The 13,502-nt window shown below is 47.6% G+C and carries 12 protein-coding genes; 11 read left to right on the forward strand and 1 reads right to left on the reverse strand.

Going from position 1 to position 13,502, the window contains the following annotated elements; all coding sequences use genetic code 11:
* The first annotated feature begins 30 nt into the window (after nucleotides 1-30).
* The 4 genes from hisS (at nucleotide 31) to der (ending at nucleotide 4,669) form a co-directional block, all read left to right on the forward strand.
* Nucleotides 31-1,299, forward strand: a complete 1,269-nt coding sequence (hisS, locus tag BUQ98_RS00810; RefSeq protein WP_074212056.1) for a histidine--tRNA ligase — start codon at nucleotides 31-33, stop codon at nucleotides 1,297-1,299.
* A 12-nt stretch (nucleotides 1,300-1,311) separates the two neighbouring features.
* Nucleotides 1,312-1,905 carry a YfgM family protein gene (locus BUQ98_RS00815; protein WP_074212057.1) on the forward strand — a complete coding sequence of 198 codons (594 nt, stop codon included), beginning with the start codon at nucleotides 1,312-1,314 and terminating at the stop codon, nucleotides 1,903-1,905.
* A gap of 9 nt (nucleotides 1,906-1,914) precedes the next feature.
* Nucleotides 1,915-3,072: an outer membrane protein assembly factor BamB gene (gene bamB, locus BUQ98_RS00820; protein WP_074212058.1), complete on the forward strand. Its 1,158-nt coding sequence runs from the start codon at nucleotides 1,915-1,917 to the stop codon at nucleotides 3,070-3,072.
* A 91-nt stretch (nucleotides 3,073-3,163) separates the two neighbouring features.
* The gene (der, locus tag BUQ98_RS00825) at nucleotides 3,164-4,669 is read left to right on the forward strand and encodes a ribosome biogenesis GTPase Der (protein WP_074212059.1); all 1,506 of its coding nucleotides are present in this window, start codon (nucleotides 3,164-3,166) and stop codon (nucleotides 4,667-4,669) included.
* 400 nt (nucleotides 4,670-5,069) lie between these two features.
* Here the strand turns inward: der and xseA are convergent, their stop codons facing one another.
* The gene (gene xseA / locus BUQ98_RS00830) at nucleotides 5,070-6,425 is read right to left on the reverse strand and encodes an exodeoxyribonuclease VII large subunit (RefSeq protein WP_074212060.1); all 1,356 of its coding nucleotides are present in this window, start codon (nucleotides 6,423-6,425) and stop codon (nucleotides 5,070-5,072) included.
* Between the two features lie 269 nt (nucleotides 6,426-6,694).
* Between xseA and guaB the strand changes: the two genes are divergently transcribed.
* The 7 genes from guaB to BUQ98_RS00865 all read left to right on the forward strand — a co-directional run bounded on the left by guaB (nucleotide 6,695) and on the right by BUQ98_RS00865 (nucleotide 13,340).
* Nucleotides 6,695-8,158, forward strand: coding sequence for an IMP dehydrogenase (gene guaB / locus BUQ98_RS00835; RefSeq protein WP_074212061.1), 1,464 nt, complete (start codon nucleotides 6,695-6,697; stop codon nucleotides 8,156-8,158).
* A 75-nt stretch (nucleotides 8,159-8,233) separates the two neighbouring features.
* Nucleotides 8,234-9,811, forward strand: coding sequence for a glutamine-hydrolyzing GMP synthase (guaA, locus tag BUQ98_RS00840; RefSeq protein ID WP_074212062.1), 1,578 nt, complete (start codon nucleotides 8,234-8,236; stop codon nucleotides 9,809-9,811).
* 307 nt (nucleotides 9,812-10,118) lie between these two features.
* Nucleotides 10,119-11,306: a tyrosine-type recombinase/integrase gene (locus BUQ98_RS00845; protein WP_074212063.1), complete on the forward strand. Its 1,188-nt coding sequence runs from the start codon at nucleotides 10,119-10,121 to the stop codon at nucleotides 11,304-11,306.
* A 242-nt stretch (nucleotides 11,307-11,548) separates the two neighbouring features.
* Nucleotides 11,549-12,004, forward strand: coding sequence for a hypothetical protein (locus BUQ98_RS00850; RefSeq protein ID WP_139294606.1), 456 nt, complete (start codon nucleotides 11,549-11,551; stop codon nucleotides 12,002-12,004).
* Nucleotides 12,005-12,148: 144 nt separating this feature from the next.
* The gene (locus tag BUQ98_RS00855; protein ID WP_371515108.1) at nucleotides 12,149-12,556 is read left to right on the forward strand and encodes an ABC-three component system protein; all 408 of its coding nucleotides are present in this window, start codon (nucleotides 12,149-12,151) and stop codon (nucleotides 12,554-12,556) included.
* Nucleotides 12,556-12,990: an ABC-three component system middle component 2 gene (locus BUQ98_RS00860; RefSeq protein ID WP_074212066.1), complete on the forward strand. Its 435-nt coding sequence runs from the start codon at nucleotides 12,556-12,558 to the stop codon at nucleotides 12,988-12,990. The genes BUQ98_RS00855 and BUQ98_RS00860 overlap by 1 nt, the downstream gene beginning before the upstream one ends.
* Nucleotides 12,990-13,340 carry a hypothetical protein gene (locus BUQ98_RS00865; protein ID WP_074212067.1) on the forward strand — a complete coding sequence of 117 codons (351 nt, stop codon included), beginning with the start codon at nucleotides 12,990-12,992 and terminating at the stop codon, nucleotides 13,338-13,340. The genes BUQ98_RS00860 and BUQ98_RS00865 overlap by 1 nt, the downstream gene beginning before the upstream one ends.
* The last annotated feature ends 162 nt before the right edge of the window (nucleotides 13,341-13,502 follow it).

Consider the following 13,502-nt stretch of genomic DNA (forward strand, 5'->3'; position numbering starts at 1 on the left):
TTTTATATTATTTCGGTAACGGACGTTAACGTGGCTAAAACAATTCAAGCAATCCGAGGCATGAATGATTGTCTCCCGTCTCAATCTCCCTTATGGCAAAAGCTCGAAAACACCATCAAAAAGGTCGTGAGTGCTTATGGCTATAGCGAAGTACGCATGCCAATCGTGGAAGCGACTCACCTGTTTAGCCGTGCGATTGGGGAAGTGACAGACGTTGTCGAAAAAGAAATGTATACCTTCGAGGACCGCAATGGGGACAGCCTGACGTTGCGTCCAGAAGGCACCGCTGGCTGCGTACGTGCGGGGATCGAAAATGGGTTGCTATATAACCAAGAGCATCGTCTTTGGTATACCGGACCCATGTTTCGTCACGAACGCCCACAAAAAGGCCGTTATCGCCAATTCCATCAGTTTGGTGTCGAAGTGTTTGGCCTAAACGGCCCTGACGTTGATGCCGAGCTGATCATGATGACAGCACGCCTTTGGCGTGAGCTGGGTATTGCTGAGCATGTGCGCCTTGAGCTGAACTCGATTGGCTCCCCCCAAGCACGGGCCAACTATCGCCAAGCGCTGGTGGACTTTTTGATGCAGCACGAGTCCGTGCTGGATGAGGACAGCAAGCGCCGTATGCAGACCAATCCTCTACGTGTGCTCGATACCAAGAACGCTGATATCCAAGCCGTTTTAGTGGATGCCCCTCAGTTGGGTGACTACCTGGATGACGAATCAAAACAGCATTTTGCCGGCTTATGTGAACTCTTGGATGCCGCAGGTATCGAATACCAAGTGAATCACCGTTTGGTGCGTGGTCTCGACTATTACAACCGTACTGTTTTTGAGTGGATTACTGACAGCTTAGGCGCTCAAGGGACAGTATGTGGTGGCGGTCGTTATGATGGATTGGTTGAACAACTGGGTGGGAAGGCAACACCTGCTGTTGGTTTTGCGATGGGCCTAGAGCGACTAGTACTGATGTTAGAGCATCTGAGCCAAGATGCTGTGCGACCCGCCGTGGATGTTTATATGGTCACCGCAGGCGAAGGGGCCATGGTGGCGGGTATGAAGCTAGCGGAAAACTTGCGTGAACAAGTCCCTGGATTACGGGTTATGTCGCATTTTGGCGGTGGTAATTTTAAGAAACAGTTTAAGCGTGCGGATAAAGTTGGTGCGGCTGTGGCGATCGTGCTGGGTGAAGACGAAGTCGCTAACGGGACTGTGGCACTAAAAGATTTGAAAGGCGGCGAGCAACAAACGCTGACACAAAATGCGCTTGCCGCGACATTAAAAGCATTGATTTAGAGAGGACAGAGCGTGGACGTCTACACCACAGAAGAGCAGCAAGTCGAAGCCATTAAAAAGTGGTGGCGAGACAATGGAAAAGCCGTTGTCATTGGCGCCGTCGTTGGTTTAGGAGCATTGTATGGCTGGCGTTACTTCCAGTCTCAACAGCTGGAAAATAAGGAGCAAGCGTCACAGCAATACGAGCAAGCGCTAAGCACCATTGAACGTGGCGACACCGTGGCATTGAGCCAGCTGGAAGATCATGATGGTTACCGTGCCCTTGCCGCGCTGCAATTAGCGCAAAAACAGGTTGAGCAGGGTGAGCTCGAAAGTGCGCGCGAGCAGCTTCAAATCGCTAAGCAGTCTGTGAAAGATGAGGCGCTTTATGGTCTGGTCGTCACACGCTTGGCGCGCGTTGAAGCAGAATTAGGGGATTATGAAGCCGCATTGAATGAGCTTGATAACATCACCGCATCCAGCTGGACGGCAAAAGTACAAGAAATTCGAGGTGATATTTTGCTTCGTCAAGGTGATAGTGATGCGGCTCGTGATGCCTATGCTGCCTCGTTAGCCGCTGCCGATAGCCCAACCGTCAATATGAAGCTTGATAACCTCAGTCTATAAGGTCGTGGTATGAGAAAAGGATTATGGCGCATCGCTGCTGTTGCCACGACCATGGCGATACTGGCGGGTTGTGCAGGTGAAGAGGATGTGGTGCAAATGGCACCTCTACCGACAGTGACAGATAAAATCTCGTCATCACAGCGTTGGCAGGCCCAAGTGGGTGATGGGGTTGGGCAATATTACTCTGCTCTTCAACCAACTGTCGCCTACGACAAAGTATTTGCCGCGGATCGTCAAGGAATGGTTGCAGCGTTTGATTTAGAGAGCGGCGACAGCATCTGGCAGCAGTCATTGCAAGCGGATACGCCTGCGCTTTTATCTGGCGGCCTCAGTGCTTCATACGGAAAAGTGTATGTTGGTGGCGAGACCGGCGATTTATATGCACTGGATGCTGAAACGGGAGAACGGGTATGGCAGCAAAATGTTAACGGTGAAATTCTCGCAAAGCCTTTGGTCGATGCTGGGCTTGTTATCGTTAACACTAGCCGGGGTGAATTGGTTGCGCTTGATGCCGAATCAGGTGAACGACAGTGGAACAATACCAATGATGTCCCTAACTTAAGCCTGCGTGGCGAGAGTGCGCCAGTGACCATATCAGGCGGGGTATTCTGGGGCATGGCGAATGGGCGTCTTGGCGCGGCGATGATCGAAACAGGCCGTTCCATTTGGCAAATTCCTATTTCTACCCCCAAAGGCGCCACTGAAATAGATCGCCTTGTGGATGTGGATGCAACACCTGTGATTGATGGCGACCGTTTGTATGCGGTGGGCTATAATGGACAACTGGTTTCCATTGATTTACGTTCTGGAAAAGCAGCTTGGAAGCGCGACTTTTCGTCAGCCACGGATTTTCTGGTGACGGGAAATAGTCTTTATTTAATTGATGATAAAGATAATATTATCGCATTAGATGCGCGAAATGGGCTAGAAAAGTGGCGTAACACCCACTTACAGTACCGTATTTTGACTGCTCCTGCAGCCAGTGCCGGCTACTTAGTGGTGGGAGATAGCCAAGGCTATTTGCATTGGCTAGACCCACAAACGGGTGACTTTGTTGCTCAGCAATCATTAGAAGGTAACGGTATTGCAGTTGCGCCAGTGCAAACAGACAACGGCTATATTGTGATAACACGTGATGGCCAACTGAGAAAGCTGGCTATCGAGTAGTATCAGCCACCCAGTATTATATTTAGGCTCCTGGCTGCACGACAGTCGGGAGCCTTGTTTATTGATAAGCGAATGAAAAGAAGAGGTCTACATGATTCCTGTTATAGCCCTAGTAGGGCGCCCGAATGTGGGGAAATCGACGCTCTTTAACCGTCTTACCCGCACGCGCGATGCATTAGTAGCGGATTTTCCGGGACTGACCAGGGATCGAAAATACGGCAAGGCATTGCTGGATAATCACGAGTTTATAGTGATCGACACCGGCGGAATTGACGGCACTGAAGAAGGTGTAGAAACCAAAATGGCTGAGCAATCGCTGTCGGCGATTGAAGAAGCAGATGTCGTGTTATTTATGGTCGATGGCCGAGCGGGATTAACGCCGGCAGATCGGGACATTGCTCAGCATATTCGTACGCGTGAAAAAACCAGCTTTTTGGTTGTTAACAAAGTGGATGGTATCGATCCAGACACCGCCGCGGCTGACTTTTGGCAGTTAGGCATGGATAACATGTATCAAATTGCCGCCGCACACGGTCGTGGGGTCAGCGCACTGATCAACCGTGCTCTAACACCATTGGCAGAGCAAGCCTTACAACAAGCAAATGACGACGCTGGTTTCGTTGACTTGACTGACGAGCAAGATGCGTTTGATGGAGAAGAAAACCAAACCGCTAACACCGAAGAGCAGGCTGAAAGTGAGTACGAATACCTGCAGTCGCTACCGATCAAAATTGGCATTATCGGTCGTCCTAATGTGGGAAAATCAACCCTGACAAACCGCATGCTCGGTGAAGAGAGAGTGGTGGTGTATGATATGCCTGGCACCACCCGAGACTCCATTTATATACCGATGGAACGCGATGGCCGTGAGTATGTCATGATTGACACGGCAGGTGTGCGTCGCCGTAAACATGTCACGGATAAAGTTGAAAAGTTTTCAGTGATCCAAACGCTGAAAGCCATTGAAGACGCCAATGTCGTGCTTTTGGTGATTGATGCCCGAGAAAACATCTCTGATCAAGATTTGAGCTTGTTAGGCTTTGCGTTGAATGCCGGCCGTTCGATTGTGCTGGCGGTCAACAAATGGGATGGCTTGGATAGTGAAATCAAAGAGCGCGTTAAGTCAGAGCTTGATCGCCGCCTTGGTTTTGTCGACTTCGCACGTGTTCACTTTATCTCTGCGCTGCATGGCACAGGGGTGGGCCACCTATTTGAATCGATTCAAGAAGCGTATCAATCGGCGACGAAGCGCGTGGGAACTGCGATGTTGACCCGCGTTTTGAAAATGGCACAAGATGACCATCAGCCACCGATGATCCGCGGTCGCCGAGTGAAGCTGAAATATGCGCACGCCGGGGGCTATAATCCACCTATCGTGGTGGTCCACGGTAACTTGGTTAATGAATTACCAGACTCTTACAAGCGTTATCTCATGAACTATTATCGACGTACTTTGGATATTATGGGTACACCGATCAAGATCCAGTTCCAAAATAGTGAGAACCCTTACGAGGGTAAAAAAGAAAAACTGACCTTATCCCAGTCACGTCAACGTAAACGGTTGATGGACATGGTCAAAAATCGAAATAAGAAGTAACAAAGCGCCCAGCAGAGATGCTGGGCTTTTTTTGATCGGCACTACCAATGTGATCCTGATACGGATCACTCTTTTTATTAAAGTGATCTAAATCACATTAATGGCACTTAATGTGTGATGCCCTGGATCCCTGCATATTCTCCCTCCGCCTAGATGTTGAGCGGCGACAAATTCAACACCCCCTCAACAGATCGCCATTTCATTTATTCTGGATCAATGGATTATTTACCATATTAATAGTTTTTTATATCGCTAAAAATCCAAATGCAGAACATGTAACTTATGCTTTCGGGAAGTGTATTGATAAATATTCTTTTCAGGGTAGGAAGCTGATCAAGGGGAATAAACCCCAAGATCGGTAGATCGCTCATTGATCGGTCAGAGGTGTGTTGTACAGAGTTCAATCAGATGAGTGACTAGGATGGCGTTGTTGCACGACACTGGTGATATCACCGTTACGCAGCTGGGTATGCAAGGTATCGCCTTCTTTGAGTTGGCGGATATCATTAACAATTTTCCCTTCACTGTTGCGACTAATGGAATACCCACGGGAGAGCGTAGCAAGTGGACTGACGGCATCCAAGGTGGCGACGAGCGTACTGAGGCGTTGCTGGGCGTATGACAGCTGTGAGTCCATCGCATGAGTGAGGCGTTGGTGGTATTGCGCCACTTGTGCCTGATGTTGATGAATACGATGCTCAGGCGTCACGCGCAGTAACCGGCTATCCAGGGCATTAAGTTGGTGGTTATATCGTGAAAGCTGGTTCGTCAGTCCCTGATGGATGCGCCTATGCAGCTCATCAATATGCTGACTTTGCTGTTGCAAGCGACGGCGAGGGTGCTGATGAGACAAACGGTGTTCGTGCTGCGTCAGTGCCCGTTGCTGGCGATACAAGAGGGTGCCAATCGCATTTTTGAGCGCTTGCTCGCGCTGCTGATATTGCTGCAAGCGATAACTGAGGTCACGGCTCACTAATTCCGCGGCGGCCGATGGCGTTGGTGCTCGCACGTCGGCAACAAAGTCGGCAATGGTGACATCCACTTCATGGCCGACGGCACTGACAATGGGGATCTGACTGGCGGCGATGGTACGGGCGACGATTTCTTCGTTAAAGCACCATAAATCTTCGAGTGAGCCACCGCCACGGCCAACAATCAGCACATCACACTCGTTGCGGGTATTCGCGCGTCCAATCGCTTGCGCGATAGCCACCGCCGCCTCTTGCCCCTGAACCAAGGTGGGGTAGATCACGACCGGCAGACTTGGATCCCGACGTTTCAGTACATTTAGAATATCATGTAAGGCTGCGCCCGTTTTGGAGGTGATTATTCCAATACGACGGGGCTGAGTCGGTAAAGGTTGTTTGACATTTTGTGCAAATAAACCTTCTGCGGCTAAGGCTTGTTTACGCTGCTCAAACGCTTGTTGTAAGCGTCCGTCTCCTTCAGGCTGCATACTTTCCAGGATCAGTTGATAGTCGCCTCTGGGCTCGTACAGAGAGACTCGTGCGCGCACTAGAACCTGATCGCCATTCTTCGGCTTGAAAGTGACACGATGGTTATTGCCGCGAAACATCGCACATTTCACCTGGCTTTGGTTATCCTTGAGGGATAAATACCAATGGCCGGAGGTGGCAGCCGTAAAATTGGAGATTTCACCGGTTAACCATACGATACCGATGTTTTTCTCCAAACACAGACGCACCTCAGCATTAAGGCGAGAAACGGACAAGATATTTCGATTGCTAGCGGTCACGAGCGCCGATCCTTTTAATAAACCTGACCGCATAGTACCTGCCGCATACAGGGATGCCAAATTGGCATTCACTGATCCCTCAGGGGATTAAAAGCAATCGGTTGCGAAAGCGTGAAAATGATATCCGTTGATAAATCAACCGACTAAATATCTGTCATCCAGCAAATGCTCATTCTTAATAAAAATCGATAGCCAAACGTTTGCGCTACCCGTATAATGCTGCGGCAATATTTTGTTCCCCTTCACAACTTTTAGTGTGAGATATTGCAATGCTGAGAATCGCGAAAGAAGCGTTAACCTTTGACGATGTACTCCTCGTCCCTGCCCACTCAAATGTACTCCCTAACCATGCGGATCTACGGACCCAATTGACGCGTTCAATTAGCTTAAACATCCCTGTGTTGTCTGCAGCGATGGATACGGTCACCGAAGCCCGTTTGGCCATTGCACTGGCGCAAGAAGGTGGCCTCGGCTTTATCCATAAGAATATGACCATCGAGCAGCAAGCTGAGCAAGTCCGCTTGGTCAAAATCTATGAAGCGGGCATGGTGTCTAATCCGGTAACTGTTACGCCAGGTATGACCATTGCGGATGTTAAAGCCCTGACCGAACGTAATGGCTTTGCCGGTTACCCAGTGGTGAACTCTCAGAAAGAACTGGTCGGCATTATCACTGGCCGTGACGTGCGTTTTGTCTCAGACTTGAGCAAACGAGTTGAAGATGTGATGACGCCGAAGTCTCGCCTTGCCACCGTGCGCGAAGGGGCTGAGCGTGAACAAGTTCAACAATTGATGCAGCAGCATCGCGTTGAAAAAATCCTCGTTGTGAACCAAGACCATCACCTCAGCGGTATGATCACCGCCAAAGACTTCCAAAAAGCGGAAAGTAAGCCTAACGCCTGTAAAGACGATCAAGGTCGCTTGCGTGTCGGTGGTGCCGTCGGCGCGGGGGCAGGCAATGAAGAACGCATTGCAGCCTTAGTGGAAGCGGGAATCGACGTGCTGCTAATAGACTCATCACACGGCCACTCTGAGGGCGTCCTACAACGTATCCGTGATGCCCGTGCTGCGTATCCAAATCTACAGATCGTGGGTGGTAACGTCGCCACTGCTGAGGGCGCTCGCGCATTGATTGATGCGGGTGTGGATGCCGTGAAAGTGGGGATAGGCCCAGGATCTATTTGTACTACGCGTATTGTCACTGGCGTGGGTGTGCCGCAAATTACCGCGATCAGTGATGCGGCTGCCGTCGCTCAAGAGTACGGTATTCCCGTGATTGCCGATGGTGGTATCCGCTTCTCGGGTGACTTGTGTAAAGCCATTGCCGCGGGTGCATCCTGTGTGATGGTGGGATCGATGCTCGCCGGCACCGAAGAATCACCGGGTGAAGTGGAGCTTTACCAAGGCCGCGCGTACAAATCTTATCGCGGCATGGGCTCAGTGGGCGCCATGTCAAAAGGCTCGTCAGATCGTTACTTCCAAAGCGATAACGCCGCAGATAAGCTGGTACCTGAAGGCATCGAAGGGCGTGTTGATTACAAAGGCATGATGAAAGAGATCATTCATCAGCAAATGGGCGGCTTGCGCTCCAGCATGGGCCTCACCGGCTCTGCCACCATTGAAGAGATGCGCACCAACGCGCAATTTGTTCGCGTTACTGGCGCGGGCATGAAAGAGTCACACGCGCATGATGTCACCATTACTAAAGAGGCCCCGAACTACCGCCTCGGCTAAAGACATCACCACTGCGATGCATTTGAGAGGGGAGCATGGCTCCCCTTTGTTCCACTTAATTGAGAAAGCCAGATAATGACCCAGAACATTCATGCTCAACGTATTTTGATCCTTGATTTTGGCTCCCAGTACACCCAACTGATTGCGCGTCGTGTACGTGAAATCGGTGTGTATTGTGAGCTTTGGAGCTGGGATGTGGATGAGCAAGACATCCGTGACTTTGCACCTAATGGCATCATCCTATCCGGTGGCCCTGAGAGCGTGGCAGAAGCCAACTCGCCGCGTGCTCCGCAATATGTCTTTAACGCAGGTGTGCCTGTGTTGGGCGTATGCTACGGCATGCAAACCATGGCCGAGCAACTTGGCGGCAAGGTAGCAGGCTCTGAGCATCGCGAGTTTGGCTACGCGCAAGTGAAGCGCATCGGACAAAGCGCACTGTTTGATGGCATTGAAGATGCCATTGCCGATGATGGCCACCCGCTTTTAGACGTGTGGATGAGCCACGGCGATAAAGTGGTCGCGATTCCAGAAGATTTCGTCAAAATCGCCGAAACCGATACCTGTCCGTTTGCGGCAATGGCCAACGAAGACAAGCGTTTTTATGGCGTGCAATTCCACCCAGAAGTGACGCACACGCGCCAAGGCAAACGCATGCTTGAGCAGTTTGTGATGCAAATTTGTGGCTGTGAGCGTTTATGGACGCCGGCTACCATCATTGACGATGCGATTGAGCGGATCCGTGAACAAGTGGGAGATGACGAGGTCATTCTCGGTTTATCAGGTGGGGTCGATTCCTCCGTGGTGGCCATGCTGGTTCACCGAGCCATTGGCGATAAACTGACTTGTGTGTTCGTCGATAACGGCCTGTTGCGCCTCAATGAAGGCGAGCAAGTGCTAGAAATGTTCGGTGACCACTTTGGGTTGAACATTATTCACGTCAACGCCGAAGACCGTTTCCTGACCGCGCTGGAAGGCGAAGCGGATCCAGAAGCGAAACGTAAAATCATTGGCCGTGTATTCGTTGAGGTCTTCGACGAGCAAGCGAGTAAAATGGACAACGCCAAATGGCTCGCACAAGGGACTATCTACCCAGACGTGATTGAATCGGCGGCTTCGAAAACTGGTAAAGCCCATGTGATTAAATCACACCACAACGTCGGTGGCTTACCGGAAGAGATGGAAATGGGTCTGGTTGAGCCACTCAAAGAGCTGTTCAAAGACGAAGTGCGTAAAATCGGCCTTGAACTTGGCTTGCCATATCACATGCTGTTCCGCCACCCCTTCCCTGGGCCAGGCTTAGGGGTACGTGTGCTGGGCGAAATTCAAAAAGAATATTGTGACTTGCTTCGTCGCGCGGACGCTATCTTTATCGAAGAGCTGCGCAATGCTGACCTCTACGAGAAAGTCTCGCAAGCCTTCGCGGTGTTCCTGCCTGTTCGCTCGGTAGGCGTGATGGGCGATGGCCGTAAATATGATTGGATCATTGCCCTACGTGCCGTCGAAACCATCGACTTTATGACCGCACACTGGGCACACCTGCCATACGATTTCCTGGGTAAAGTGTCGAACCGCATTATCAACGAAGTCGACGGCATCTCCCGCGTCGTTTACGACGTCTCCGGCAAACCGCCTGCGACGATTGAGTGGGAATAATCCTCCTTTAAGAAAGGTCTGGCATTAACAGGCACTAAACCATACCTAAGTCCGCGTAATTGCGGACTTTTTTTGTTTTTGGCTTAGTCATTTTTGGCAATGTCTGGCAACGCCAAGCACGGTTTGACCGTGGTATTTTGATGGGTATGATTCATCGGTAATGCCATGGATTACGCCCGATACCATGCTGAGTGTTTTTGATGGGGCATGGTATTAAATTTTCATATCTATCTGTTTTATAAAGATTAATCTCTAGTTTTTTAGAGGTGTTTCAGCATGGTATCAAACAAGAATAAAAGGTCGAAACATGCTGACTGATACCAAGCTACGCAATCTCAAACCCAAAGATAAACTTTATAAAGTCAATGATCGTGATGGCCTCTATGTTGCCGTCACTACAGCGGGCTCTATCTCTTTTCGCTACAACTACTCGATCAATGGCAGACAAGAAACTATTACCTTTGGCCGCTACGGAGTAGGTGGCATAACGTTAGCAGAAGCGCGTGAGCGTCTCAATGAAGCGAAGAGAATGGTTACTGATGGAAAGTCACCGGCCAAAGAGAAAGCCCGTGCGAAGGCGAGAACCAAAGATGCTGAAACCTTTGGTGCCTGGGCTCAGAAATGGCTGCGTGGCTATCAGATGGCTGACTCTACCCGGGATATGCGTCGCTCAGTCTATGCCCGAGAGTTAGAGGGCAAATTTGGCAATCAGAAGCTCACAGAAATCACCCATGAAGATCTGCGAGCACTGACTGACGAGATAGTAGAGCGTGGCGCGCCCGCAACGGCTGTACACACGCGTGATATTGTACTCCAGGTGTATCGGTGGGCGATTGAGAGAGGACAGAAAGTTGAGAACCCAGCAGACCTGGTTCGGCCCGCAAGTATCGCTCGATTTGAGCCAAGAGACCGAACGTTAACACCGGCTGAAATCGGTTTGATGTACCGCTACATGGAAAAGGTAGGTACAACCCCTTCGATTCGTGCTGCGGTAAAGTTGCTGTTGTTGACTATGGTACGTAAAAGCGAGTTAACCAATGCAACCTGGAGTGAAATTAACTTTAGTGAAGCGTTGTGGACGATCCCCAAGGAGAGAATGAAACGACGTAACCCGCACCTGGTATTTTTGTCACGCCAGGCGATGGACATTCTCATCGCCTTAAAGACATTTGCCGGTGGGTCTGATTACATTCTTCCTTCCCGTTATGACTCTGATGCTCCAATGAGTAGTGCGACGATGAACCGAGTCATGGATTTGACATACAAAGCCGCGCAAAAGGAAGGTCAGTCACTAAATAAGTTTGGGCCGCATGACCTGCGTCGAACTGCGAGCACTTTGCTGCATGAAGCTGGATACAATACGGATTGGATAGAAAAATGCCTGGCACACGAACAGAAAGGGGTGAGGGCAGTTTACAACAAAGCCGAGTACCGAGAACAGCGCGCGGCCATGTTGCAGGATTGGGCTGACATGATTGATGAGTGGACAGTCTAGATATGTAGATGAGCGAATCAGGGTTATCGCAATAGCTAGATCAATAAAATTTACTTTTGAGCAAATTTTTTTTGTCATATGTGTTAGTTTGAATAGTTCTAGAGTTTTCAAATGATAGAATACCTATGCCAGTCAATAATATAGTAACTTCAATTATTTGAGTAGTTCGCTGTAATGACGATAAGTAGGGAGATGGCGGCAGGCAGAGGCTTGTCCACTTAATCAATCATTAGGACGAGAATGTGAACATATTTGATTACACACGTTATATTCTATCAATGGGTTCGGATGAACTGGAGATATTGGTTAGAAAGTGGGTAAGCGCCCAATCAAGTAAGTATGCCTCAGTACATCGGCCTGCGGGAGCCGGTGATAGAGGTTGTGACGTAATAGGTTTCTATACTCCAAATAAATTTGAAGGAGATTGGGATAACTATCAATGCAAACAATACAATAAAGCAGTCCCAACAGATAAAGGAATGCATGAGCTTGGAAAAATATTATATTATTCTTACTTAGGTGAGTTCTCAAAACCAAAAAATTACTATTTTGTAGCGCCAAAAGGTATTAATAGAAACCTTAGAACTTGGATATTAAACCCCTCACAATTGAAGAAAGGTTTAATAGAAAACTGGGGTAAATATTGTGAAGACACTATTGTTGATGGTAAGAAAATAATTCTCGAACCAGAGCTGTAACGATTTATTTTAAGTTATGATTTCTCTTCTGTAAGTATTATTGGAATAGATGATATAGTCGATGATTCGAATTTTAGAGCAATTTTAGTCGATTTATATGGTGGGGAGCTTCCTAGTGCTCCAGCTGTAGAGGTTCCTAAAAATATCGACGATAGTGAACTAAATTATGTTAATAAAATTCTAGATGCTTATAGTGATCATGACCAAATAATATACTCAAAGCCAGAAGAGGTGGTTGGCCATGATGAGTTTGAAGAAGACTTTGTGGAGCAAAGAGAACGTTTTTATAGTGCAGAAGCATTTCGTTTATTTTATAGAGATAATACAGTAGATGGTGTTTTAGATTGTTTTGAGAAAGAAATACTTAAAGGTGTAAAACCAACTCTTAGGTTAGATTATCCTAATTCATTTATAAGAATGTGTACTGTCTTGTCTGAAGCTGGAAAACTACAGCCATCTGGTAAATTAGCAATTCATGGAAAGATAGACGTCAAACAAGGGTATTGTCATCAGTTTGCTAATGAAGATAAGTTACACTGGAGGAAAAAATAATGTCCAATACACATGTTTTCAATAGCTCGTTAGAAGCCGGTGTTAGGACTATCTGCTTTCTTGATTCATACTTTCCAGAGAGTATGGATTTTGATGGATTGATGAAAATTGATTTCATACTTGTTCATTCTAGTGACTTTGGTGGCCCGGAAAGTCTTCATCCAGTAACACCTAATCGAAAAGGGGAATACTTTTCCCGTAGAGAGAAAGTCAGATCAGGACTTGATCTTATGAGAGAGTTTGGGCTTGTCGAAGTTGATTACACAAATAATGGAGTCGCTTATAAAGCATCAGAGTATGTTAGTCCTTACTTAGATCTAATGAAGTCCAATTATTCGTTATCATTAATTACAATATCAGAATGGCTAGCAAAAGAATTAAACAAAAATGGATTTGAAAAGTTTAACATAACTCTGGAAAATAAGGTGTTTTAATGAACTCTGGTTTTTTTATAAATAAAATACTATTTATTGGTGATGATAATAAAGCATCAATTGATTTTTCCAATCACCTTCATATTGTGCATGGTGCCTCGAATACAGGGAAATCTCTATTAATTGAAGCTATAGATTATATGTTTGGTTCTGAGGAGCTTAAAGAGGTTAAACCAGAAAGTGAAAAATACTCAGAAGTAGCAATGCAGCTTTATCTAAATAGTATACCTTATACTGTTTTTAGAAAATGGCCCTCGAACTCTTTTGAAATATATCATGATTTCGTTGAAGAAAAAGATGGTGCAAATTTTTATAGCTATTTTAAAGTAGGAAAAGAAAAAAAACAGTAAAAAATATTAGTGACTTTTATCTAAGTGGTTTAAGGGATGTAGAAATATCATCTAATCTATATGGTGAAAAAAGTTCTCTTACAATACGATTATTATCAAGGGTTTTCTTTTCTAGTGAGGAGAAAATAATTAGTTCTAACTCTCCGATTGTCGTTGGAGATA

The organism is Salinivibrio sp. ES.052 (genome assembly GCF_900141775.1).
Lineage (GTDB): Bacteria > Pseudomonadota > Gammaproteobacteria > Enterobacterales > Vibrionaceae > Salinivibrio.

What these genes read in the sequence shown, in the direction of transcription:
- bamB (WP_074212058.1), top strand. Translation starts at nt 1,915, where the DNA reads ATGAGAAAAGGATTATGGCGCATCGCTGCTGTTGCCACGACCATGGCG.
- der (WP_074212059.1), top strand. Translation starts at nt 3,164, where the DNA reads ATGATTCCTGTTATAGCCCTAGTAGGGCGCCCGAATGTGGGGAAATCG.
- guaB (WP_074212061.1), top strand. Translation starts at nt 6,695, where the DNA reads ATGCTGAGAATCGCGAAAGAAGCGTTAACCTTTGACGATGTACTCCTC.
- guaA (WP_074212062.1), top strand. Translation starts at nt 8,234, where the DNA reads ATGACCCAGAACATTCATGCTCAACGTATTTTGATCCTTGATTTTGGC.
- BUQ98_RS00845 (WP_074212063.1), top strand. Translation starts at nt 10,119, where the DNA reads ATGCTGACTGATACCAAGCTACGCAATCTCAAACCCAAAGATAAACTT.
- BUQ98_RS00860 (WP_074212066.1), top strand. Translation starts at nt 12,556, where the DNA reads ATGTCCAATACACATGTTTTCAATAGCTCGTTAGAAGCCGGTGTTAGG.
- BUQ98_RS00865 (WP_074212067.1), top strand. Translation starts at nt 12,990, where the DNA reads ATGAACTCTGGTTTTTTTATAAATAAAATACTATTTATTGGTGATGAT.